This is a genomic window from Corynebacterium sp. ES2794-CONJ1 (assembly GCF_025660615.1).
In the GTDB taxonomy this organism is placed as follows: Bacteria; Actinomycetota; Actinomycetes; order Mycobacteriales; family Mycobacteriaceae; genus Corynebacterium.
Genome location: NZ_JAOTIM010000004.1, coordinates 120135 through 142747, shown reverse-complemented (window position 1 = coordinate 142747; position 22613 = coordinate 120135). Strand labels below are relative to the sequence as shown.

The 22613-nt window shown below is 53.4% G+C and carries 21 protein-coding genes and 1 tRNA gene; 10 read left to right on the top strand and 12 right to left on the bottom strand.

The window, feature by feature from the left end:
• Positions 1-55: 55 nt before the first annotated feature.
• The 3 genes from fbaA (at position 56) to N7326_RS06395 (ending at position 3259) form a co-directional block, all read left to right on the top strand.
• Complete coding sequence (gene fbaA / locus N7326_RS06405) at positions 56-1090, top strand: class II fructose-bisphosphate aldolase (RefSeq protein ID WP_259078730.1); 1035 nt, start codon at positions 56-58, stop codon at positions 1088-1090.
• A gap of 186 nt (positions 1091-1276) precedes the next feature.
• The gene (locus tag N7326_RS06400; protein ID WP_259289498.1) at positions 1277-1993 is read left to right on the top strand and encodes a vWA domain-containing protein; all 717 of its coding nucleotides are present in this window, start codon (positions 1277-1279) and stop codon (positions 1991-1993) included.
• Positions 1994-2098: 105 nt separating this feature from the next.
• Positions 2099-3259, top strand: a complete 1161-nt coding sequence (locus N7326_RS06395) for an FUSC family protein (protein ID WP_259078733.1) — start codon at positions 2099-2101, stop codon at positions 3257-3259.
• Here the strand turns inward: N7326_RS06395 and N7326_RS06390 are convergent.
• On the bottom strand, positions 3256-4056 hold the full coding sequence (locus N7326_RS06390; RefSeq protein ID WP_259158433.1) for a hypothetical protein: 801 nt from the start codon (positions 4054-4056) through the stop codon (positions 3256-3258). The genes N7326_RS06395 and N7326_RS06390 overlap by 4 nt on opposite strands.
• Before the next feature lie 39 nt (positions 4057-4095).
• Positions 4096-4539, bottom strand: coding sequence for a YbjN domain-containing protein (locus tag N7326_RS06385; RefSeq protein WP_259158432.1), 444 nt, complete (start codon positions 4537-4539; stop codon positions 4096-4098).
• A gap of 192 nt (positions 4540-4731) precedes the next feature.
• Between N7326_RS06385 and N7326_RS06380 the strand changes: the two genes are divergently transcribed.
• Positions 4732-6021, top strand: a complete 1290-nt coding sequence (locus N7326_RS06380; protein WP_259078744.1) for an adenylosuccinate synthase — start codon at positions 4732-4734, stop codon at positions 6019-6021.
• A gap of 570 nt (positions 6022-6591) precedes the next feature.
• Positions 6592-6665, top strand: a tRNA-Gly gene (locus N7326_RS06375).
• A gap of 268 nt (positions 6666-6933) precedes the next feature.
• Here the strand turns inward: N7326_RS06375 and N7326_RS06370 are convergent.
• Positions 6934-8229 carry an acyltransferase family protein gene (locus N7326_RS06370; protein WP_259078746.1) on the bottom strand — a complete coding sequence of 432 codons (1296 nt, stop codon included), beginning with the start codon at positions 8227-8229 and terminating at the stop codon, positions 6934-6936.
• A 225-nt stretch (positions 8230-8454) separates the two neighbouring features.
• On the opposite strand from N7326_RS06370, the gene N7326_RS06365 reads away from it, so the two are divergent.
• Complete coding sequence (locus tag N7326_RS06365) at positions 8455-8871, top strand: hypothetical protein (protein WP_259158429.1); 417 nt, start codon at positions 8455-8457, stop codon at positions 8869-8871.
• 39 nt (positions 8872-8910) lie between these two features.
• Entirely contained in the window at positions 8911-9927 is a 1017-nt protein-coding gene (locus tag N7326_RS06360) for an alpha/beta hydrolase family esterase (protein ID WP_259158428.1), read from the top strand.
• 43 nt (positions 9928-9970) lie between these two features.
• Here the strand turns inward: N7326_RS06360 and N7326_RS06355 are convergent, their stop codons facing one another.
• From N7326_RS06355 to N7326_RS06340, 4 genes are all read right to left on the bottom strand, one after another.
• Entirely contained in the window at positions 9971-11029 is a 1059-nt protein-coding gene (locus N7326_RS06355; protein ID WP_259158427.1) for a hypothetical protein, read from the bottom strand.
• A gap of 93 nt (positions 11030-11122) precedes the next feature.
• Positions 11123-12148 carry a zinc-dependent alcohol dehydrogenase gene (locus N7326_RS06350; RefSeq protein ID WP_259078750.1) on the bottom strand — a complete coding sequence of 342 codons (1026 nt, stop codon included), beginning with the start codon at positions 12146-12148 and terminating at the stop codon, positions 11123-11125.
• 189 nt (positions 12149-12337) lie between these two features.
• Positions 12338-13381, bottom strand: coding sequence for an ACR3 family arsenite efflux transporter (arsB, locus tag N7326_RS06345; protein ID WP_259078751.1), 1044 nt, complete (start codon positions 13379-13381; stop codon positions 12338-12340).
• Between the two features lie 9 nt (positions 13382-13390).
• A complete protein-coding gene (locus tag N7326_RS06340; RefSeq protein ID WP_259078752.1) occupies positions 13391-13786 on the bottom strand; it encodes an arsenate-mycothiol transferase ArsC in 396 nt (131 codons plus the stop codon).
• A gap of 188 nt (positions 13787-13974) precedes the next feature.
• Here N7326_RS06340 and N7326_RS06335 point away from each other — a divergent pair, with 188 nt between their 5' ends.
• Positions 13975-15732: a pyruvate dehydrogenase gene (locus N7326_RS06335; RefSeq protein WP_259078753.1), complete on the top strand. Its 1758-nt coding sequence runs from the start codon at positions 13975-13977 to the stop codon at positions 15730-15732.
• Between the two features lie 600 nt (positions 15733-16332).
• Here N7326_RS06335 and N7326_RS06330 read toward each other — a convergent pair.
• The 5 genes from N7326_RS06330 to N7326_RS06310 all read right to left on the bottom strand — a co-directional run bounded on the left by N7326_RS06330 (position 16333) and on the right by N7326_RS06310 (position 19832).
• Positions 16333-16842: a YceI family protein gene (locus tag N7326_RS06330; RefSeq protein WP_259158424.1), complete on the bottom strand. Its 510-nt coding sequence runs from the start codon at positions 16840-16842 to the stop codon at positions 16333-16335.
• 164 nt (positions 16843-17006) lie between these two features.
• Entirely contained in the window at positions 17007-17513 is a 507-nt protein-coding gene (locus N7326_RS06325; RefSeq protein ID WP_259078755.1) for a phosphoribosyltransferase, read from the bottom strand.
• Between the two features lie 17 nt (positions 17514-17530).
• The gene (locus N7326_RS06320) at positions 17531-18007 is read right to left on the bottom strand and encodes a GNAT family N-acetyltransferase (protein ID WP_259078756.1); all 477 of its coding nucleotides are present in this window, start codon (positions 18005-18007) and stop codon (positions 17531-17533) included.
• An 80-nt stretch (positions 18008-18087) separates the two neighbouring features.
• Positions 18088-19458 (bottom strand): FAD-dependent oxidoreductase, encoded by a 1371-nt coding sequence (locus N7326_RS06315; RefSeq protein WP_259078757.1) that lies wholly within the window; start codon positions 19456-19458, stop codon positions 18088-18090.
• Between the two features lie 191 nt (positions 19459-19649).
• A complete protein-coding gene (locus N7326_RS06310) occupies positions 19650-19832 on the bottom strand; it encodes a hypothetical protein (RefSeq protein ID WP_263088320.1) in 183 nt (60 codons plus the stop codon).
• A gap of 191 nt (positions 19833-20023) precedes the next feature.
• Between N7326_RS06310 and pta the strand changes: the two genes are divergently transcribed.
• Both pta and N7326_RS06300 read left to right on the top strand, forming a co-directional pair.
• Positions 20024-21391, top strand: a complete 1368-nt coding sequence (pta, locus tag N7326_RS06305) for a phosphate acetyltransferase (RefSeq protein ID WP_259078758.1) — start codon at positions 20024-20026, stop codon at positions 21389-21391.
• A gap of 13 nt (positions 21392-21404) precedes the next feature.
• On the top strand, positions 21405-22607 hold the full coding sequence (locus N7326_RS06300) for an acetate kinase (RefSeq protein WP_259158422.1): 1203 nt from the start codon (positions 21405-21407) through the stop codon (positions 22605-22607).
• Positions 22608-22613: the final 6 nt, after the last annotated feature.

The window sequence follows — 22613 nt, the reverse complement described above, 5'->3', positions numbered from 1 at the left end:
GGACTGCTCCCTGTGGTTCTGACATAGAAACTTCTATTTAGTTGGAGGATGACACATGCCAATCGCAACTCCTGAGGTCTACAAAGAGATGCTTGATCGTGCAAAGGAGCGCGGATTTGCATATCCTGCGATCAACTGCACCTCGTCCGAGACCATTAACGCTGCACTTCGCGGCTTCGCTGAGGCAGAATCTGACGGCATCATTCAGTTCTCTACCGGTGGCGCTGAATTCGGCTCTGGCTTGTCCGTGAAGAACAAGGTTGCAGGTGCTTGCGCATTGGCAGCATTCGCCTACGAGGCTGCCAAGCACTACGGCGTGAATATCGCGCTGCACACCGATCACTGCCAGAAGGAAGTGCTCGATGAGTATGTGCGCCCCCTCATCGCTATCTCTCAGGAGCGTGTAGACCGCGGTGAGCAGCCTCTGTTCCAATCTCATATGTGGGATGGTTCTGCTATCCATATTGATGAGAACCTGGTCATCGCCCAAGAACTGCTCGAAAAAGCTAATAAGGCGCATATCGTTCTCGAGGTAGAGATTGGTGTTGTCGGCGGTGAAGAAGATGGCGTTGAGGCTAAGGCAGGCGCTAACCTTTACACCTCCCCAGAAGACTTCGCTAAGACCATCGATGCCATCGGCACCGGTGAGCAGGGTCGCTACCTCCTGGCTGCTACCTTCGGTAACGTGCACGGCGTCTACAAGCCAGGCAACGTCAAGTTGCGTCCAGAAGTTCTACTTGAAGGCCAGAAGGTTGCCCGAGAGAAGCTGGGCCTTGGCGATGACGCTCTTCCATTCGACTTCGTCTTCCATGGTGGCTCAGGCTCCGAGAAGGAGAAGATTGAAGAGTCGCTACGTTATGGCGTTATCAAGATGAACGTTGATACTGACACCCAATACGCCTTCACTCGCCCCGTCGTGTCTCATATGTTCCAAAACTATGACGGCGTTCTCAAGGTTGACGGCGAAGTGGGCAATAAGAAGGCCTACGACCCACGCTCATATATGAAGAAGGCAGAGCAAGGCATGGCCGATCGTATTGTTGAGGCATGTCAGGATCTCCACTCTGTAGGAACCACCTTGGGTAAGTAAATATCAAATATTCCCCTCGACCTCGGCCATATGGCTAAGGTCGAGGGGATTTTCCTATTCCCACCCATATCCCTCATCCGACATTGGTGTCAAAGCTCTGGTATGGTGGATCCGGCGAGCAGCTAAAGCCCTTGATAAGGCTTAGAAGCTCAGTTGATAATGATTTGCTTAGATTTTAAGAAAGCTGTGATTGCTATTTCCACCCCCAAGATTCTCACCACTGTTCTTGCCACCAGCGCCCTGCTAGTAGCTGGTTGCTCCTCCACCGAGCCTGAAACCACCACTGCCCCCAGCACCGTTGCTGTGGTAACCGCAGAGGAGACGATGACTATGGAGGCTATGGAGCAGGAAACAACTCCTGTAGACGCCGGTGAGGCCCTACCTACCGTTATTGTCATGGATGCATCGGCTACCATGCTCGACGAGGGCAATGATGAGACCCGCTATACCCAGGCTAAGGAAGCTGCTGTTGAATTGGTGAATAACTTCCCCACCAGCAGCGAGCTCGGCGTGGTTGTCTTCGGACACAACACCGACAACGCTCCAGAGAGCCAAGTTCAGGGTTGCGAAGACGTTGAGGTTCTTCGTCCCCTTTCTTCCCTCGAGGATGCTGAGGTTGCCACCGCGGCCATCGAGGCTTTGCCAGCTCGCGGTTATACCCCAGTAACCAAGGCCATCGAGGAAGCCGCCAAGCTGCTGCCAGCTGACGGCCCAGCCCGTATCGTTGTATTCTCTGATGGTGTGGATACCTGTGGCGGCGATATCGCCCAGCTAACCCTCAAGATGACTGACGAGCACCCAAATGTGCGCGTGGACGCCGTGACCTTCAAGAATGACCCTGCTTACCTGCAGGTTATCTCCGAGGCTACGGGTGGTACCGTGACTTACGCCAATAAGGCCTAATTGAAGGTCTGCAGCAAAAGCCCAGCGTTTACGCTGGGCTTTTGCCATGTCTCAGGGGGTGGGTATGGTAATGCATACGCTTAGATTCTAAAGAGGTTTTAGTTCATGTATCCATTAGTCCCGGGCACCGTGGAAAAAAGAGTTCGCGATGGGCTTACTCGTCTCCGCAATCAGTGGTTCTATATCCTCCAGGCAGGTATTGCGGCCGGCGCATCTTATTGGGCGGGCGTTCATATTTTCAACCACCCCCATCCTTTCTTCGCCCCTATGGCCACCGTGATCGTCCTCTCCACCGCCGGTGGTGAGAGGCTTCGACGCGCTGTGGAGTTAGTAGTAGGAGTGTCCTTGGGCGTGGGCCTCGGTGACCTGCTGATTGAGACATTTGGCTCCGGAGTATGGCAGATTGCTGTGGGCGTCACTCTCGCCATCGCCCTCGGCACTTTTATCGATAGAGGTGTTCTCGTGGCCAACCAAGCCGCGTTCGCCGCGGTATTGGTGGCTACTATTTTGCCCCCCTCTACGAGTGGAGGACCAGACCGCATGGTGGACGCCTTCGTGGGCGGCCTTGTTGGGCTGGTTGTGATCGCCCTTTTACCCCAATCGCCACTCAAACCTGGACGTAATGAAGTATCTCAGTTACTTCAAATGACCTCGCAGGTGCTGGCCCAAGTAGCAGCAGCTTTGCGCACAGGTGACGTAGCTGGAATTGAAGAGGCATTAAACAGCGCCCGGGGTACCCAGGGAGCCATCAACTCTATGATTGCGACCGCACGGGCAGGTAAAGAAAATATTGTGGTCTCGCCCCTCTTGTGGCGGCAACGCAAGAAAATTGAATCACTCATGCGTCTGCTCAACCCCGTGGACAACGCTATGCGCAATACCCGCGTGCTCGCTAGGCGCGCCCTCGTGCTAGCGGAAGATCACGATGAAGTCTCCGACGACCAGCTCTATATCATTGAGGAACTCGCGAGCGTGGCCGATGAGTTACACCGACTCTTCCACGGTGATGACAAGGAATACAAAGTAATTCCTGAGCAAGTGAAGCGGTTGCGAGTCTTGGGAAGTATGGCGGGGCTCGATACCGCCAACGAACACGTTCTGAGTGCACAAATTATCTTGGGCCAATCCCGTTCGATCATTGTCGATCTCCTGCAGATCTGCGGTTTGAGTCGTCGCAGCGCGATAGCGACCCTCAAGCCGACCTCCAGCACCCCAGCACAACCTCCAGAGATTTGGGGCAGCGAATTGCCTCTCGATGAAAACTAGGCTGGTCGCACGGCCTGCAGGTCGCGCAGGTGGCGATAGAAAGTCACACGGTCAGTAGCGCGAGGCCGAGAGATACCATCAATGGTCACTCGCAGCTGCTCTCCACCGGCCTGCAGGGCCCGCCCGATCATCACGGACTCAGGGTCCGCGGTTCCCCATGGCCCTAGGAGTCGAGAGCGCGAAACAACAGGGGTATCAAGGACCACTGCTGCTAATCCGGGGGCATCAAGCATGGGTGCTAGTCGCGCTCCGAATATCCCCCGTCGCGGGGTTAAACGTCGCGCTTGATGGCGCAGCAATACCTCATCATCGACAACGATCTCGGCAGTCATTTCCTTTGCGTCCCACGCGCTCACCTCTCCACGACCCATCAGTGCTGTGGCGGTGTCATCGCGGATGAGTGGCATGGGCGCAACGGGAGCATTCAGAGCGATATCGAGGCATTGCTGAGTGTCCCGCGGCAGCCCCCAACAGCTTGCCACAGCAGATTCTTCATGAGTGGGAATAAAGGCGACCTCTGCCCACAGCCGATCGCTACGCATCAAGCGGGTGACCACGAGCGACAGCGCCGCATCGCTTCCCGCCACAATGATGCGTAGAGGGTGTAGGAGATAATCCTTTTGGGGGGCCACCGTTGGTTGACCCATATGAGGAATATCGGGGCGCTTGACTATCTCATCCAAGCTGGGCGTGGGATCGTTGGGAAGTATCTGAGCCGCGAGACTATCGAGTGCTCGCAATTCGGCTCTAGTGGGCTTATCAGAGGTACGCAGATATTCGATAGCGGGGGGTTGCATGGAACATTCCCCCGCTTTAATCAGGAGCGTCTGCCTCATTTACTCTTTGGGTTCATCCGCCTGGGCCACAGCGAATTGCTCTGTTAATTCTTGGAAGAACTGCAAGGCCGTAGCGATACCGCAGTTGAGCAACTGCTCGAGCTGGGCATCGGTAACACCATGTTCGAGGTCGGTATTAACCTCAGCCTGCACGCCGACAATCCCCTCATCATTAACGGTGACATACGTTTTAGGCCACATCTTGGTGCGATTCCACTCATTGCAGAATTCCATCAAGGTAGCGCGAGATTCGATGGGCCCGGTGGCCTTCCACGCGGAGCGCACCGCAAATACCTCGCGCTTTTGACCAGTGGCGAGCAGCATGAATTTATTCTCGTCGAAGCCGGCGTAGATATCGCCGTCATCGTCAGTATTGTAGTTATAGCCCTTCTCGTCGAAGATTTTAGCTACGCGGTCGATGGTAAATGGAGTAGGAGTAGTCATAAAAAGGCCCTTCATATTCGAGGTAGAAAAAGTGCGAAACAGTCGCACGGATTGACGTCTCCTAGTGTACTAGGAGACTGCGACTGAGCGGATCTCTTTACTCAGCCGTAGAAGGTGGCCAGGCATGTACAATGAGGAATCGTCTACGCGTTCGCAGCGCAGCATACACCATTCCCGATAAGGATTTTGATCATGGCAGCAATCGTAATCGTCGGCGCCCAGTGGGGCGATGAAGGCAAAGGTAAAGCGACTGATATCCTCGGCGGGCTCGTCGACTACGTCGTCAAACCAAACGGCGGAAATAATGCTGGGCATACCGTCGTTGTCGGCGGCGAAAAATACGAGCTTAAATTGCTTCCCGCGGGCGTACTTTCGGAGAACGCCACCCCAATTTTGGGCAATGGTGTTGTGATCAACTTAGAAGCGCTTTTCGCCGAAATTGACGGCCTCGAAGCTCGTGGAGCTCAGGCATCCCGCCTGCGAATTTCTGCGAATGCACATCTCGTTGCTCCCTATCATCAAAAACTCGATCGAGTTCAGGAGCGTTTCTTAGGAAAACGCGCGATCGGTACCACCGGGCGTGGTATCGGCCCAACCTATGCCGATAAAGTCTCGCGTGTGGGTATTCGCGTGCAAGATATCTTCGACGAATCGATCCTGAGGCAAAAGATCGAATCTGCCTTGGCATTCAAAAACCAGGTACTGGTTAAAATGTACAACCGCCAAGCCATTGATGTGGAGGAAACGGTCCAGTATTTCCTCTCCTATGCCGACCGCCTGCGACCAATGGTGATTGATGCGGAACTCGAAATAAACAAAGCCCTCGATGCCGGCAAACATATCCTTATGGAGGGTGGTCAAGCGACCATGCTCGATGTTGATCACGGCACCTATCCCTTTGTCACCTCATCGAATCCTACCGCTGGTGGCGCCTGTGTGGGCGCGGGCATTGGACCTACGCGCATTACTAGCTCGCTTGGCATTATTAAGGCCTATACCACGCGTGTGGGCGCGGGCCCATTCCCCACTGAGCTATTTGATAAGTGGGGCGAATTCCTGCAGACCACCGGTGGGGAAGTAGGTGTGAATACCGGCCGCAAGAGGCGCTGTGGCTGGTACGATTCCGTGATCGCCCGCTATGCCTCTCGAGTCAACGGCTTTACCGATCTTTTCCTCACCAAGCTCGACGTGCTCACTGGTATCGGGGAAATCCCGATCTGTGTGGCCTACGACGTGGACGGAAAGCGCTACGATGAGATGCCATTGACGCAATCAGAATTCCACCACGCCACCCCGATCTACGAGACGATGCCTGCATGGGATGAGGATATTACTAGCTGCACGACATTTGAAGAACTGCCCGATAAGGCGCAGCAGTATGTTCGCCGCTTAGAGGAACTATCTGGCTGCCGTATTTCTTATATCGGTGTAGGTCCTGGGCGCGATCAGACTATTGTGTTGCATGACGTTATGGAGAATTAGACTACTTCTAACAAACCCACATCTGCGAGCTTCAATTGCTCCGCATATGTGGGTTATTTTTATTCCACTGTATCGCGGTTTGATTTGTGGTGGAGTGCTACTGGTAGAAAACCGTTGTGGCCTAAGTGATTCGATAGACAATAAATATTCGCCCCTCAGGCACCTCCGTTGCAGGGCAACGGCATCCAGACTGCTTCTATGGGGAGGCCCCAATTTACTACCGCCATTAATTATCGGATGGTATGGGGCCACGGGCCTCAGTGTCTTACTAGGAAAACTAAGCTGGGTACACTGTCGAATTTCCGCATCCTCTGGCGTATGGGGAAGAGAGTGTGCTGGAGGGCTCGTGGGTCTTGCGTCGGCGACTGGGAGAGCCGCTGTTTAGAGCTGCTTAGAGCTACTGCATAGATGCGCCGTGCAAAAGTGCTGCGCAAACGCGAGCCAACAATCCTCTCTGCAACGAAACGGACTCCGCTCCTACCCCTTTTTAATGGGCTGAGGTGGGGGAGAGCTCTGGTCTTAGCTGGGAATTCTTGTTTGGAGATCAATGGGTGATATCATGAGACCATTGCTGGCGTAGTTCAATGGCAGAACTTCTGCTTCCCAAGCAGACGGCGCGGGTTCGATTCCCGTCGCCAGCTCCACTACAATATCCGCTATTTGACGGGCCCATCGCGCTAGCACCGTCAGAGTCGAGAGCGCTGGTTATATAACCACCTTAAAAAGTCTGCTTGACTGTCCTTCGTTGATGAGCAGATTCCATCCTCGTTGGCTACCCAAAGTTCCCCCGTGGGGTATGGTTTTTCCAAATCGCCTCACCACAGGCGGAACGCGCTATTGACGCATTGCACATTCATTAGAGTTGACTCCCGTCATCAGGCGGTCATGAGTACCGCTCATATCATTTTCGTATCAGTGTTTTATATTGAGCAGGATCCGTGCATCGCGAATAAGAATATTCTCCCGCCTCCGAGACCGCTTCGGGCCTCTGGCAGTGGCTTTCATGAGGGGATCGTCGATGAGGGTAAACATCAGCCACGCCACAATGAGTGAGATGAGGAAGCTTAAGATTGCTGATCCTAACCATCCCAGAAAACCCCAGCTATGACCAGCAATGAGATAACGCTGGAGAAATACCATCACTGGGAACTGCACGAGATAGAAGGCGAAAGAGATATTTCCCAAAAGGACTGCGCGAGGTTGAGCGATGCGCCCAGAAATGCCGGCTAAATCCCGGGTGGCTAGAGTTCCCACCACAAAGCACATGGGGACGAGCATCATCACCGCCATCTTTAAGGCCACCGGGACAAACCATGTAGCGCCAAAGCTTAGCACTAAAGCCACCAGCGGCCACAGCAATTTGCGATTATCAAAACGCCCTTCCGCAACTAGTTTGGCTATTAAGGCTCCCATATAAAACTCTACGAGACGCGAGAGAGGGAAATAATAGGAGAAGAAATAAGCCATATGCACCGGAATGGATTGTTGCTGGAACCACACTGGATCGGCATGGGGTTCTGCAACTGGCGAGATATCCATATCCCACAAACGTGGTACGAAAGCATTTGCAGTGGCCCAGCCGCCTTCGAAAATAAAGTGCACGCTGAGAGCCACCGCGCTCGCGCATGCAAAGAGCGACCAGAAAGCAAACCATGTACGCGAGCCAGTGAGCTTGTTAACAAAGGGAATAATAAAAGGAAAAGAGATATAGAAAAGCATCTCTGCACCTAGGGACCAGGAGGGGACATTGAGACCACCTAGAAGTGCCCAATGGGGATTCCATGTATGAATAAGCAGGGCATTGGGTACCCAAAGTTCGAGTCGAGAGAAATCGAGTGCAAAGGTGATACCGTCGCGGCTAATGGATGCCGAGGCTAAAACAAAGAGCACCAACGCAACCCAGTGCATCGGATAAATTTTGGTGAAGCGCCGTCGAAGATAGTAAACGATATCGCGAGCCCCTCTGACATCGCTATTCGACCAGTAAATGAGAAAACCAGACAATACGAAAAAGAAAGTCACACCCGCGGACCCCAACTGCATGGGAACAAGGCGGTGGAGGGCGGCAAAAAGCTCACCCTTTTGGAAAGGGTAAACGGCAAGGAATACTAAAGCATGCAGGAGGAAGACCGCCACGGCGGCCCACCAGCGTGCGCCCGTCAAAGAAGGAAGGGTGGGGCGCTTGCCAGTGATGGGAAAGGCGGTCAACGTTTTCTCTCTTTATTCGCTCGGCGGTTTCGTCATCAGAAGGTACTATACGTGACCCCATAAGGGTTAGCTCTGAAACTATCAACGATCCTTGATATGTTAATGATCGGTAATAATAAGTCCCGCAGAAATTCCCCCCGAGGGGGCTCACTATTAGGTGAGAGTTTTCGCAGCTGATAATTTTAACGTACTAAAATGGACCAATACCTAAGGGGAGGAATCAATATGGCCTACTTATCTCAAAAAGTCGCCCGTGTCATTATTGGCGCTGGAGTTTGTTCGCTCGCGCTCACTGCCTGTGGCAATGATGAAGAAGCACCCACGACGACGTCGACGACCACGGTGATTGTGTCAACTATCACAACCACCCCAACGACTACGGTCGAGTCTACTTCCGCAGAGCCGGTTCCAGGGGAAGCGACAACCGCAGGTGATCCAGCCCCAGTGGTGCCCGATCAGGTTCCGGCACCGCAGGAACAGATACCAGCCCCCGTACCTGCTCCGGCGCCTGCACCTGTCCCTGCCCCAGCTCCCGCGCCCGTTCCGCAGTATCAACCTCCAGCGCCCCCTCAACAACCTGCAGCCCCTGTTGAAGCTCCTGTTGAGCTGCCGGGTGGCGCCCAAGGCGTCGCTGGTTACTAGCTCCCCCTATTCTTTAGAAAAATTAGTGGAAAGATTATTGTGAACAAGACTTTTTCGCGCATGGCAGTTGCGGCTTTTGCGGCAACCTTCATGACCTCTGTACTCCCCGCCACCGCTCAGGCTCAGTTGCCGTTGCCGCCCGAGGTTCAGGGAGCGATTGACAATGCGCGCACCCAGGTTGAGCGCACTGTCAACGATATTCAGCGTCAGCTCGCTCAAGGTTCCTCGAGTTCCGCTCCACTGCCACTACCGCCGGCTCCGGCCGGTTGGCGTCCATCGCAGCCACAACCCGTAGCTAACGGAGGTTTCGGAGCCTTGTGGGTGAATACCCCATATGGCAACCGCCGGTTCCTCATCGACGTGCCAGCCGGTTATGACGCGGCGCGCCCGTTCCCTGTGATGGTGGGCATCCCCGCATATCAGGATACCTCTGAGAATTTTCGTAACTACTCGCGGCTCAAGTACTCGTCGATAGGTCGCGACGCAATCATTGTGTACCCAGATTCTTGGAATCAATCGTGGGAGGGTAACCCCACCGCCACGTCCGCACCAGGCCAAGATATTGACTTCATTCGGCGCGTCATCGACCGTGTTCAGGCCTCCTATAATATCGATCGTGGCCGCATCTATGCCACAGGTATGTCGACGGGGTCTGGAATGGCCGCGGTACTTGGCTGCCACGCGTCCGATCTTTTCGCAGGAGTCGCTCCAGTATCCGGCGCTTATTTTGATGCGGTGGATAGCAACTGCAAGGGCAATCCCATCGCTTTTATCAACGTTCACGGGATGAGCGATCAACAGCATAACTATAATGGCGGTTTCCGCTATGGACTGCACTACTACGGTGGTAGAGAGATGATGGAACGCTATGCGCAGCGTAATCGCTGCTGGGCGGGACGCACCGAACACCCACTGCCCGGTGGTGCCACCAAGGTCGTAGCTCAAGGCTGCGCGGCCCCCACCGAGCATATTCGGGTCCCTGGTGGGCACTTATGGTGGTATACCCCCAGCACTGCTGACGAGATCTGGTCTTTCCTCTCCAGACAGCGTCGCTAAGATTTTAATAAACTCCCCGGGTTATACCGGGGAGTTTATTTATTTAAGGAAGCAAGCGGCTGATCTCTGGCGGGAGCAGAGGCTTGATCACAGGGATCAGTGCGGCGATGATACCCAAGAGGACTGGAATACCAATGACAGCAGAGGTAATGCCGATAGCTTTAGAAGACCCATTCTCATTGCCGGCTAGCGAACTAAGTTTATCGGCGGCGTCGATCCTCGAGGAAGCATCGCTGCCTGATTGCTGAGGATCGAGAGGTTTGAGGAGATCTGGGCTATTGGGAACGTCCTGGGGCCGAACGTCCTGAGGATTGGTCGGCGCCGTATCGGCTACGGGTTTTATGCAGGCATCAAGAGCCTTGACCGCGTCTGTATTATACGCAGCCCACGCCTTCTTGAACTCGGGGTCGAGGGCGCGAGCCTGCTTTAAGGCGGCACCAGTAAGCGGTGCCCGTGCATAGCTCGGATTGTCTATCTCTTTTTGGTAGTAATTTTTTTCAGCCGCAATCTTGTTGAGCGCGAAGGTTTGACCACCCGAGGCTACAAATGGAGTTGAGGCGTCGATGCTGGGGTTGACAAAGCGCGCTGCCAGTTCCCCGGGCAGCATGAGTTTATCCACATCGATGGCGACACCGATTAAAGAGCCGATGGTGTCGAAAATCGAAGAGACGGTTCCCTCTAGAGGGATGAGCCCGATGAGGGAGCCTATGATCGGTAGCTTCTTAAGGGTGTCAACCGCCCCCTTCGTGTCTTTTCCAGCTTTCAGCACCGAGAGAGCTTCGAGAGCTGCCATGGGAGTGGTAATAGCAACGTTACCTTTAGCGGTGCCGAGCTGGCGCTGCTCATTGATCTTCTGTGCCTGAGCCGCAGCCCACGGTTGCCCCGTAGAAAGAATAGCTTTTTCAGCACCTACCCACATGGTATCGCCAAGGTTTTTCGTTTGAGCTCGAGCGACGTCGGTTGGGGTGATTGTGCAGGTTTGGGCTGAAGCATCAACGCTAACGGTATAGCCAGCCACAACAGTATTCTCTGCTGCATGTACCGGACTTACGGGGATAAGGGTTGCTGCCAGGGCTGCGGCCAGCAGTTTAGTACGGTTCATTTATGTCCTTCCAAATATACGTGAACGTCACAGAGTGTACAGGACAAAAAATTCCTCCTCATAATGATGAGGAGGAATGACCTATCGGAAATTTTAGTATCTAATCACGCGGCGACCATCGACCGTGCCATCGATAAGGTCTGCGAAGACGTCGTTGACCTCGTCGAGTCCAACTTCTTTCCATGTGGGTTTAATAAGCCCACGGGCGTAGAAGTCCAGAGCTTCGGCCATATCGTGGCGAGTTCCTACAAGGGAACCGCGGATGGTGAGTTCTTTGAGAACGATGTCAAAGATCGGTGCGGGAAATTCCCCTGGAGGTAGCCCGTTGAAGACAATCGTCCCGCCACGGCGCGTCATGCCGATCGCTTGGCCGAATGCTTGGGGATGAACCGCGGTGACGAGTACGCCATGCGCGCCCCCGCTGGTATAGTCGCGAATGGCTTGGACGGGATCGCAGTCTTTTGCATTGACGGTATATTCGGCGCCAAGCTTGTGGGCGAGCTCAAGTTTGTCATCGGCGATATCGACGCCGATGACGCGCATACCCATGGCAACGGCATACTGCACGGCGATATGACCGAGTCCGCCGATGCCAGAAATGACTACGAATTGTCCCGGCTTGGTCTCGGTTACTTTTAGGCCCTTGTATACGGTTACGCCGGCGCATAATATCGGCGCCACTTCGCAGGGGTCGACGCCGTCGGGTATGCGTGGGCAATAACGAGTGTCAACCAGCATATATTCACCGAAGGAGCCGTTAATGGTGTAGCCTCCGTACTCGGCATTTTCGCATCGGGTTTCGTTGCCTTGGATGCAATGCTCGCAGGAGCCGCAGGCAGACCACAACCATGCGTTGCCCACCATATCGCCAACGTTAAGGTCGTGGACGCCGGGGCCGAGCTTAATAATCTCACCGACACCCTCATGGCCCGGAATAAATGGTGGGGTGGGTTTCACGGGCCAATCGCCCTCAGCAGCGTGGAGGTCAGTGTGGCAAATGCCAGATGCAATATTTCGGACGAGTGCCTGGAAAGGGCCAGGCTCCGGGAGGTCAATATGACTAAGGGTGAGAGTGGGGCCGAATTCTTCAACCACCGCAGCTTTGAATTTTTCAGACATATACTTAGGATACCCTAATTTGTCTGTCTCATATGAGTGACTTAGCTCGCGTGCATGCTGACCGACTCTGAATAGGCCATCACCACATCTCATGCCGCTAAAGGAAATCAAGGGAGCAGAATCCCTTTGACGCATCAGACGCCCCCGAGGTGGGGGCGTCTGATGCGTCGACACGTGCTGTGATGCTTATTATTTGTTCCCAAAGAGTTTCGGTGCGATCCACCGCGCCACATAGACAAGACCTACGAGAACTGGGATCTCAATAAGTGGACCAATCGTTCCTGCTAGCGCTTCAGGGGAGCTGGCCCCAAAAGTTCCGATCGCTACCGCGATGGCCAGTTCGAAATTATTGCCCGTGGCAGTAAACGCCACTGAGGCCGATTGCTGATAATTCATCCCCACCGACCATGACACGATCAGGCCAATGAAAAACATGCACAAAAAATAACTCAGCAAGGGCAAGGCCACACGTGCGACGGTACTTGGGTTGGCCAAGATTGCATCGCCCTGGAGTGAGAAGAGCACCACAATGGTATAAAGCAAGCCTATAAGTGCTAGCGGTGAAATACGTGGCAGGAAGCGTTCTTCGTACCAAGTTCGGCTTTTTAACTTCTCGCCCACAATCCGACTGAGCAGTCCCAGAATCAAAGGAATTCCTAGGAAGATCAGAACCGAACGCGCAATATCTGTAAACGAGAAGTTTACGCTCTTGGTATCGAGGTTGAGCCAGGTAGGAAGCACCTCGAGATAGAACCATCCCAAAATTGAGAACATAAGGAGCTGAAAAACAGAATTAATCGCTACTAAAATTGCCGTCGCCTCGCGGTCTGCACAAGCCAAGTCAGACCACACCAGGACCATGGCGATACACCGAGCTAAGCCCACGATGATGACACCAGTTCGCAACTGGGGCAAATCGCTGAGGAAAAGCCACGCAAAGGCAAACATCACCGCCGGCCCAATGATCCAGTTGAGAACCAGCGAAATAATCATCAGCCGTTTGTCTTTGATCAGTGCTTGGGCTTTGTCGTACCGCACCTTCGCCAGGGGTGGGTACATCATGACGATCAGCCCCACTGCTATGGGGAGCGAAACATGGGATATTTCCAGAGCCGTCAGGTATGTCTGCACACCAGGGATAAGCTGTCCAATAGCCAACCCCAGCGCCATAGCAATGAGTATCCATATGGCCAAGAAGCGATCTAAAAATGATAGGCGCGGGGGAGAAGTCATCGTCGTCATTTATGCAGTAATCCGCTCGATGAGGTTGATCACGCGACGTTCTATGTCGGCCATAATCTCTCTGACTTTATCTTCGGATTGGTGAGCTGGATCGTCGACTGGCCAATCTTCGTAAGTCTTGCCTGGATATACTGGGCAGCTTTCACCGCAGCCCATCGTGATCACCCAATCAGATTCAGCGATGGTATCAGCGGTGAGCAGTCGGGGAGCGGTGGTGTGCGCACCCAAACCGCGCGCCTTCAATACCTCGCTTACGAGTGGGTGAATATCATCGGCTGGTGTTGTGCCAGCACTCAGGACGCGGATTTTTGTGCCTGCGTGATATCCGGCGAGAGCCGCGGCCATTTGGGAGCGGCCGGCGTTGTGGCGGCAGGCGAAGAGGACTGTGGGTGTCATGGAGGTCCTTATCTAAAGGGTATGCAAATTGCACTCTAAAGCTACCAGAGGAGGGTGGCGTCTAGGCCGCCGGTGATGTGAATAAAACCTTAGTGATAACCTCGGTGATAACCTCAGTGATAAGAGTACCTTCACACTCGCCCAGTGCCCCGTGTTTCCTTAGGAATTCTTAGAGTAGGATAGTTGACATGTCTATGAACTATGCTGAGCAACTTGTCCAAACACTAGAAGAAAACGGCGTCGAACGGATATACGGGATTGTTGGCGACAGCCTGAACCCGGTCGTCGATGCCATCAAGACGAGCTCCATAGAGTGGGTACACGTACGCAATGAGGAAGCCGCTGCTTTCGCTGCCGGAGCAGAATCATTAGCAACAGGCAAACTAGCTGTATGCGCAGCTTCTTGCGGGCCTGGTAATACCCACCTTATCCAAGGTCTTTATGATTCTCACCGGAACGGGGCTAAGGTACTTGCGATTGCTAGCCATATCCCCAGCCAGCTCATAGGGTCCGATTTCTTCCAGGAGACCCACCCTGAGCAGATCTTTGCTGAATGCTCAGGCTACTGCGAGATGGCCAATTCCGCTGAACAAGCCGCGAAGATCTTGCACCACGCCCTGCAATCTACGCTCGCTGGCAATGGAGTCTCCGTCCTCGTTCTACCTGGCGATATCGCCTCTGAGGACGCTGTTGACGTCCCAGAACTGCGTTCTAATCTCACCGTCAATCCCCCAGTAGTGATGCCCAATCCGGCGGACCTGACACGCCTAGCCGAGGCCATTAACAAGGCGGAAAAGGTTACATTATTCGGTGGCGCCGGCTGTAAGAACGCTCGGGAGCAGGTCCTTGCACTTGCCGAAAAAATCAAAGCACCATTAGGTCACGCCTACGGTGGCAAGGAATACCTGCATTACGATAACCCCTTCGACGTGGGCATGTCAGGCCTTCTAGGCTACGGCGCCTGCAATGATGCATTTGACGGCGCGGATTTACTCATTCTTCTTGGTACGGACTTTCCGTATTCCGACTTCCTCCCGCGCGATACCGAGACCGCGCAGATCGACATTGATGGCTCCCATATTGGCCGACGTACGGAGGTATCTATCGGGGTGGTCGGTGACGTTGCAGCAACCATCGAGGCTCTTCTCCCACTTATCACCGTCAAGACCGATCGTTCCTTCTTAGACGATATGCTGGTGCGCCAAGAAAAGAATCTGCGCCACGTCATCGAGGCCTATACTCAGGGCACTCGGCAAACCACGCCCATACACCCCGAATATCTCACTGATATCTTGGATTCCGTCGCAGATGTGGATGCGATCTTCACGGCCGATACTGGTATGTGCAATGTATGGCACGCCCGCTATATCAACCCCACGGGTAAACGTCAGCTGATTGCCTCCCTACGGCACGGCACCATGGCCAACGCACTCTCCCAAGCAATCGGGGCCCAAAAAGCAGATATGCACCGCCAAGTTGTGGCCATGTGTGGCGACGGCGGCTTATCAATGCTTCTTGGCGAGTTGATCACGGTACATAATTATGATCTGCCCATTAAGACGATTGTGTACAATAACTCCAGCTTGGGCATGGTAAAACTCGAAATGCTCGTCCAAGGTTTGCCAGACTTCGCCACCGACCATGAGCATATCAATTATGCTGATATCGCCCAGGCTATTGGCATCAAGTCTTTCCGCGTGGAAAAGCCAGAAGATATTGAGCCTGTCCTTCGTAAGGCACTGGCGTATAACGGACCCGTTCTTGTTGATGTGGTCACCGACCCCAACGCTCTCTCGATCCCGCCCGAGATTTCCCTCGAGCAGGTGGCAGGCTTTACTCGCGCAGCTACTCGCACCGTCTTGGAGGGCGGCGTGGGCAAAATGTTCGATCTAGCGAAGTCGAATCTGCGCAATATTCCGCGACCAAGTGGTTTTAAGGGTCTGTAAAGATCCACAATCCAACCCAGTTCACTGAGTTATCTGTGAACTGGGTTTTTCATGTGGTCATGGTACTCACCGCACGATTGATACGAGTGCCCTCCTCTTAGGTACTCATTCCCGAATATATGTGTTCGATCACTACAAGGGTTATATCTTTAGTCCCACTACGGGCGATTATGCGGCCAGAACTCTATGCTCTTGCAGTGCTCGGATAAGAATAAAGCTCCGCTATCAGCATTATTGCCCAGCGTAGTTACCCGGTCCCGTTGCCCGGCGACATCCCCTACAACCAGCACGAAATATTGGCCCTAAGGTATAAAGTAACGGCCCCTCTGTGCCTTTGGTTTTTGGGCTTTTGTTTTTGTTCATAGATGCGGCACATGGTCACCGGGATATAGTGGCTATTGCTGGGAAGATACAGATCGTACCTGAAATAGGAGTCTAAGAGAGAAGAACCTTAAAAAGTGGAAGGTGAAATACGAAAGTCACTGCCGGTTTGCTTACTTGAGTTCGCTCATCGGGGAACTGTCACACCTTCGCGGCAAGCACCCCTAGATAGAAAGAGACCAGGTTGTAGAGGCTACAACCTGGTCTTTTTAAAGTTATTTAGGCGTCCTGGAGAGCGGAACCGTCTACGCTGATCTTAACCTTCTCAGAGATAAGCACGCCGCCAGAGTTCAACGGCGCCTGGAAATCGATACCGAAGTCCTTGCGGTTGATGGTGGCCTTGGCCTCGACGCCGAGGCGGGTGGCGCCCCATGGATCTTCAACTGGGCCAGAGAGCTCGACATCGAAAGTGACAGGCTTAGTGGTGCCCTTAATGGTGAGGTCACCGGTCACGGTGCCACCTTCAGCGTTGAGGTCGAAGGAGGTCGCTGTGAACGTAATCTCAGGGAACTGCTCTACATTGAAGAAGTCCTCGCCCTTAACGTGAGCATCGCGATCATCGTTACCGGTATTAAAGGAAGCGGCTTTGATGGTCGCTTGTGCAGTCTTGGCCTCAGGATCAAAGGTAGCCTCGAATTCGGTGAATTTGCCGGGCACCTTAGTAACCATTGCGTGGCGAACCTCGAAACCAATGGTGGTATGTGCTGGGTCGAAGGTATATGCGCTCATGAAAGTGAACTCCTTAAATATAGTGAAATTAAAAGTTTTTCAATGACCTAAGCGGCCACTGATGACCACTATACATAAAAGGTGACGTGTCCACAATATTTTGGTGAAGAATCACCAATTTTTATTCATGGCGCATATATGACCAGCTCAGCGACTCAATAAATTTAAGATACCCGCTTCTGAACTGGGGGCTTATCAGACCACGGGAAGACGATCCACTCATTCGTGTGCTTCCACACATAATCTGGCATCACCTCGGTGCGGTCCTTGGCATAAATACATGCGGTCTTAACCTCAGCACCCTGCTCCTTGAGAAGTTTGATAACCAAATTGAGAGTACGACCTGAATCAGCCACGTCATCAACCACGAGAAGCCGCCTGCCGCTGATCGAGGAGGTATCGAGCATGGGCTCTAAGAGAATAGGATCGGGCAACGTGGTGTTAACGTCGGTATAAAATTCCACATTGATAGCGTCAGAAAGCTTCACGCCCAGGGAATAGCTGAGTGCACCAGCGGGTACTAAGCCGCCACGTGCCACTGCGATAATAATCTCGGGATCGAAATCGGAATCGGCAATGGTCTGCGCTAGCTCGCGGCTAGCGGTACCAAAACCTTCCCAAGTTAAGATTTCCTTAGTGTCCAGATCGAGGGAGTCTGCGTGGTATGCCATATTCTTACCTTAATCAATCAGTGGGATAAATGCCGAGTATGCTCAAAAGCGCTCTGCGGGGTTGAGGAGAGTGTCACCAGAGCTGCAGAATTGGAATCTAAATCTTTAAAACCTAGCTCGGCATATATGTCTACGTCATCGGCGAGCGTCTGGGTCACTATTTCGCGCTGGGGGTCCTGCTCGTAACAAAAACGCAAACTATGCGCCAAAAGATCGGAAAGTATGTGGCCACCACGATAGGCCGTGCCCACTATGACGTGATCGAGGCGGAAGTGGTTGTCGGCGGAGCTAATGCGAACGGCGCCAGCGAGTACGGTCTTGTCATTAATGCGTTCGTAGCACCTAAGATGGGCAGTACTGCCTAGCGTGTCGCGATCATCGATGATGGGGGCTAAGGCCAAGGAAGCTGGCTGATCCGCACGGAGTTGGTAGATCTCGTGTAATTCCAGAGCGCTTAAACGCTGCAGCGGATCAACGGCAAAAAAGAATGTCATAGCCATAGAGTGTAGAACATGAGATGGCTAACTAAAATCCCCCGACCTTTCTTGATTTGAAGAGGTCGGGGGATGAACTATTAGGATTGAGCGTCGAAACGCGCATGGGAGACCATATCATCCCATTCCACGATTTTCTTACGCTCGCGGCCTTCCTTTTCACCCAATTCGCGCTCAGCGGCGTCGACCCGGTGCCAGCCATCCCACGTGGTGTAGGTAAGCCCCTTAGCCTCTAAGAATTCGATAATATGATGCAATTCGGGTTTCTGGGTCGGTGCCAGCTGCCCCGCCTTCCAATCACTCAACAACATCTGGGTGGTTTCTTTGGCGTCTGACTTGGTATTGCCAATGAGGCCCACAGGCCCACGCTTAATCCAGCCGGTGGCATAAAGTCCAGGAATCGGCTGGTTGTGGGCGTCGAGAATATGGCCACCATCATTGGGGATCACCGCTTTATCGTGATCGAAAGGAATATCAGCAACAGCATCAGAACGATAACCCACCGCCCGGTAGACAGCCTGCATAGGCCACACCTTGAAAGTGCCCGTCCCTACCACATTTCCAGAGCCGTCTAACTGAGTACGCTCCGTTTTTAGGCCCACAACCTTCCCATCGTCGCCGATGATCTCGACTGGGGACTCAAAGAAGTGAATAAAGAGCTTATGAGGGGCGTTCTTGGGCTCCCGCATGGCATATTGCTCGAGGGTCTGGCACACCAGATCTTGCGATTTCGATTCACGACGCGCTTTCTCGCTCGCAGCATCGTAGTCAATATCCTCAGGATCTACGACTACTTCAATAGTCGGGGAGTGGTCGAGCTCCTTGAGCTCCAATGGAGTAAATTTCGCCTGTGCGGGTCCCCGACGTCCGAATACGTGTACCTCGGTGGCTTTATTAGATTTCAGTGCTTCGTAAACATTATCGGGAATCTCGGTGACGTGAAGTTCTTCGCCCGTTTTAGCCAAGATACGAGCCACATCTAGGCCGACGTTACCTACCCCAATCACGCCTACTTGCTGAGCACTAAGATCCCAATCGCGGGCAAATTCGGGATTGCCATCGTAGAAGCCCACGAATTCCGCCGCCCCATGGGAACCCTCGAGATCCTGCCCTGGAATATCAAGGTCGCGGTCTGCTACGGCGCCAGTGGAGAAGATCAGAGCATCATAGAATTCCTTTAATTCCGCAACGCTGACGGTTTTTCCAATGTCAATATTGCCGATAAAGCGCAGCTGTGGCTTCTCCATAACCGCGTGCAAAGATTTCACGATGCCTTTAATACGAGGGTGATCAGGAGCCACACCATAGCGGATCAAGCCAAAGGGAGTGGGCATCCGCTCGAAAAGGTCGACGGCTACCTCAAGGCCAGATTTCATTAATAGATCAGAGGCGTAGATGCCTGCGGGGCCGGCGCCAATTACGGCAACACGGAGGGGGCGAGAATTAGTCATAGAGTCGATATATCCTTGTATTATTTCTAGCTTTGCGATCGCACAAGAATACTAGCAGTCTTGGCCACAGATCGAAATAGCCAAAGAGAACCATTCCTTCAAGCTAGATATGCCACTAACACTCCTCCGAGCCAACTTCATCCCGCCGAGCCCAGTAGGATCCCGCACGGCCTAAATGCATCGTGGCGAGCCTAGCCACGTGTTGCCCAGCTTTGCTCAGCCTTGCCCAGACTCTCCCACTCTTGCCCGTTCTCGTCCATTCTCGCGCTTCCTCGCGATTTCTCGCTTAAGGTGTCAGCTATCTCCAATGGAAGGATTTCAGCGGTGCCGAAGGAACTAACCCCGAATAAGGTTAGTAGGAAAATAATTCCCATAGCGTAAAGGGAAAGGATTTCTGCTCTTTGTCCACTTTATGTGCCAATATGTAGGGCAATTGGGACTTTTGAAGCGGTGAATATTTCTGTGTTGTCGCTGGTATATGCGCTAAGCTGTGAGGGATGGCTCACAGCAGTAAATGGTGTGACGAGTTCTCGTATTTAAACCCATATAGAAGGGACACCTGAAGGTGACACATACAACCCGCTCCGTTGTCATTAGCGCCCTAGGACGCCAGATCGACACAGCTGATCTTGAGCACTTCGCCCAGATATTGGGCCTCGATATCCAGCCGCTCGTCGTGGCCGACCCCACCATCACAGGGGTTTTGTCCACCCGACCTGAATCACCCGTGGTCTATCAGGGCACGGGAAGTATTGATTTCGACGCCCGAGCGGCAGCAGCGCTCGGAGTGCCACTTATCATCCAGGCTGCTGAATTGGGCGTCAGTGCAGAACTAGCACGCGCCGAAGCCAAAGTTCTGGGGGCACATATCGTCGATATCCTAGGCCCTGGTAGCTCTCTAGAATCCGCCCTCCCCGCCCTGCACGAAGCTCAGGTCGAGCCGGTTATGTCGGCTGAGGTTTTCGAGTTCTGGCTGCTCGATCGCGCCCGCCAAGCTAGGGCCCATATCATCCTGCCCGAAGGTGACGATGACCGGATTTTGCTCGCTGCCGATCAGTTACTGGCCCAGGATATCTGTGAGTTGACCATTCTCGGTAATCCTGCGGCTATTACTGCTCGGGCTACAGAGCTGGGTTTGAATATCAGCGCCGCGCACCTGTCGGATCCTTCGAACGATCCCCACGCAGAAGAATTCGCCCAAGAGTTCTATGAGTTGCGTAAGGCCAAGGGCATGACGATTGAAAAGGCCCGGGAAACCATGCAGGATATTTCCTATTACGCCACCATGATGATCCACAAGGGTCTTGCCGATGGCATGGTATCGGGTGCCGCGCATACCACCGCCCACACCATCAAACCTTCTTTCCAGATCATCAAAACCCAACCAGGCACCTCCGTGGTTTCATCGATCTTCCTCATGGTGATGCGCAACCGACTGTGGGCTTTTGGTGACTGCGCCGTCAACCCCAACCCCACCGCTGCACAGCTCGCCGAAATTGCCGCCGTCTCAGCGCGAACCGCTGCGCAATTCGGTATCGACCCGAGGGTCGCCATCCTTTCGTATTCCACCGGTACTTCAGGTTCCGGCCCTGACGTTGATCGTGCCACCGAGGCAACTCGCATCGCGCACCAGAACCACCCCGATATTCTTATCGACGGCCCCCTTCAATTTGATGCAGCCGTCGACCGCGGAGTGGCTGAGAAGAAAATGCCCAATTCCAAGGTTGCAGGTCAAGCCAATGTCTTTATCTTCCCCGATCTAGAGGCCGGAAATATTGGCTACAAAACCGCCCAACGCACCGGCCATGCCCTCGCGGTTGGCCCTATCCTGCAGGGATTAAATAAACCTGTGAATGATCTTTCTCGTGGTGCTACCGTGGCAGATATTGTCAATACTGTAGCGATCACCGCTATCCAAGCCGCCGCTTTATAAGGAGTTTTACATCATGGCCCTCGTACTCGTTCTCAATTCGGGATCGTCCTCGATCAAATTCCAGCTAGTCGATCCTGCCCAAGATGTATCCGCGGCCCCATTTGCCAGCGGACTAGTGGAGCAAATCGGTGAGGAATTAGGGCGCATTACCCTAAAATTCCAGGGAGAAAAACACATTGTGGAAGCCCCCGTTCCCGATCATTCTACCGGCCTCGATATGGCCTTCGCGCTGATGACCAAGCACGGTTGTGGGCCTAAGGATGTGGAACTCAAGGCGGTTGGGCACCGGCTCGTCCACGGCGGCACGCTGTTTAGCCACCCGGTAGTGATCACCGATGAGATCCTCGAGAAGGTTTACGATTTGATCCCCTTGGCGCCACTGCATAACCCTGCCAATATCGACGGTATCGTGGTGGCGCGCAAACTGCTTGACACTGTTCCTCATATTGCAGTATTTGATACTGGCTTCTTCGCCGCTATGCCTGCCAGTGCAGCGCTCTATGCCATCGAGCTTGAGACCGCAGAGAAATATGGCGTCCGCCGCTATGGTTTCCACGGCACCAGCCACGAATTCATCTCCAGGCAAGTTACAGGTTTGCTAGACAAACCCGCTGCCGAGATTAATCAGATCACTTTGCACCTCGGTAATGGCGCCTCCTGCGCAGCTATTAAGGGCGGCCAACCCATCGATACCTCGATGGGGCTGACCCCGCTCGCAGGATTGGTCATGGGTACCCGCTCAGGTGACATTGATCCAGGCATCGTATTCCACCTGCACCGTACTGCTGGTATGAGCATTGACGAGATCGATGTCCTGCTGAACAAGAAATCCGGTGTGAAGGGTATTTCGGGGGTTAATGATTTCCGTGAGCTGCACCAGCTCATCGCTCGCGGTGATGAAAAAGCTCGGTTGGCCTATGAGATCTATATTCACCAACTGCGACGTTATATCGGTAGCTATATGATTCAACTGGGCCGCGTCGATGCCATCACTTTCACCGCCGGCGTAGGAGAGAACGACGCTATTGTGCGTGCTGATGCGCTGAAAGATCTTGAGGTCTATGGCATAAAGATTGATCCTGATCGAAACGCTGTGCGCGCTGAGGAGCCGACCGTGATCTCCACCGATGATTCAGCGGTCAAAGTTTTCGTTGTTCCCACCAACGAGGAGCTTGCGATTGCTCGCTACTCAAGTGAGCTCGCTGGTCTCGATTAAAAAAAT

What these genes read in the sequence shown, in the direction of transcription:
- N7326_RS06310 (WP_263088320.1), bottom strand. Translation starts at nt 19,832, where the DNA reads ATGGGAATTATTTTCCTACTAACCTTATTCGGGGTTAGTTCCTTCGGC.
- N7326_RS06325 (WP_259078755.1), bottom strand. Translation starts at nt 17,513, where the DNA reads ATGGCATACCACGCAGACTCCCTCGATCTGGACACTAAGGAAATCTTA.
- N7326_RS06340 (WP_259078752.1), bottom strand. Translation starts at nt 13,786, where the DNA reads ATGACACCCACAGTCCTCTTCGCCTGCCGCCACAACGCCGGCCGCTCC.
- N7326_RS06365 (WP_259158429.1), top strand. Translation starts at nt 8,455, where the DNA reads ATGGCCTACTTATCTCAAAAAGTCGCCCGTGTCATTATTGGCGCTGGA.
- fbaA (WP_259078730.1), top strand. Translation starts at nt 56, where the DNA reads ATGCCAATCGCAACTCCTGAGGTCTACAAAGAGATGCTTGATCGTGCA.
- N7326_RS06385 (WP_259158432.1), bottom strand. Translation starts at nt 4,539, where the DNA reads ATGACTACTCCTACTCCATTTACCATCGACCGCGTAGCTAAAATCTTC.
- N7326_RS06395 (WP_259078733.1), top strand. Translation starts at nt 2,099, where the DNA reads ATGTATCCATTAGTCCCGGGCACCGTGGAAAAAAGAGTTCGCGATGGG.
- N7326_RS06300 (WP_259158422.1), top strand. Translation starts at nt 21,405, where the DNA reads ATGGCCCTCGTACTCGTTCTCAATTCGGGATCGTCCTCGATCAAATTC.
- N7326_RS06380 (WP_259078744.1), top strand. Translation starts at nt 4,732, where the DNA reads ATGGCAGCAATCGTAATCGTCGGCGCCCAGTGGGGCGATGAAGGCAAA.
- N7326_RS06355 (WP_259158427.1), bottom strand. Translation starts at nt 11,029, where the DNA reads ATGAACCGTACTAAACTGCTGGCCGCAGCCCTGGCAGCAACCCTTATC.
- N7326_RS06330 (WP_259158424.1), bottom strand. Translation starts at nt 16,842, where the DNA reads ATGAGCGCATATACCTTCGACCCAGCACATACCACCATTGGTTTCGAG.
- N7326_RS06315 (WP_259078757.1), bottom strand. Translation starts at nt 19,458, where the DNA reads ATGACTAATTCTCGCCCCCTCCGTGTTGCCGTAATTGGCGCCGGCCCC.
- N7326_RS06335 (WP_259078753.1), top strand. Translation starts at nt 13,975, where the DNA reads ATGTCTATGAACTATGCTGAGCAACTTGTCCAAACACTAGAAGAAAAC.
- N7326_RS06350 (WP_259078750.1), bottom strand. Translation starts at nt 12,148, where the DNA reads ATGTCTGAAAAATTCAAAGCTGCGGTGGTTGAAGAATTCGGCCCCACT.
- N7326_RS06320 (WP_259078756.1), bottom strand. Translation starts at nt 18,007, where the DNA reads ATGACATTCTTTTTTGCCGTTGATCCGCTGCAGCGTTTAAGCGCTCTG.
- arsB (WP_259078751.1), bottom strand. Translation starts at nt 13,381, where the DNA reads ATGACTTCTCCCCCGCGCCTATCATTTTTAGATCGCTTCTTGGCCATA.
- N7326_RS06390 (WP_259158433.1), bottom strand. Translation starts at nt 4,056, where the DNA reads ATGCAACCCCCCGCTATCGAATATCTGCGTACCTCTGATAAGCCCACT.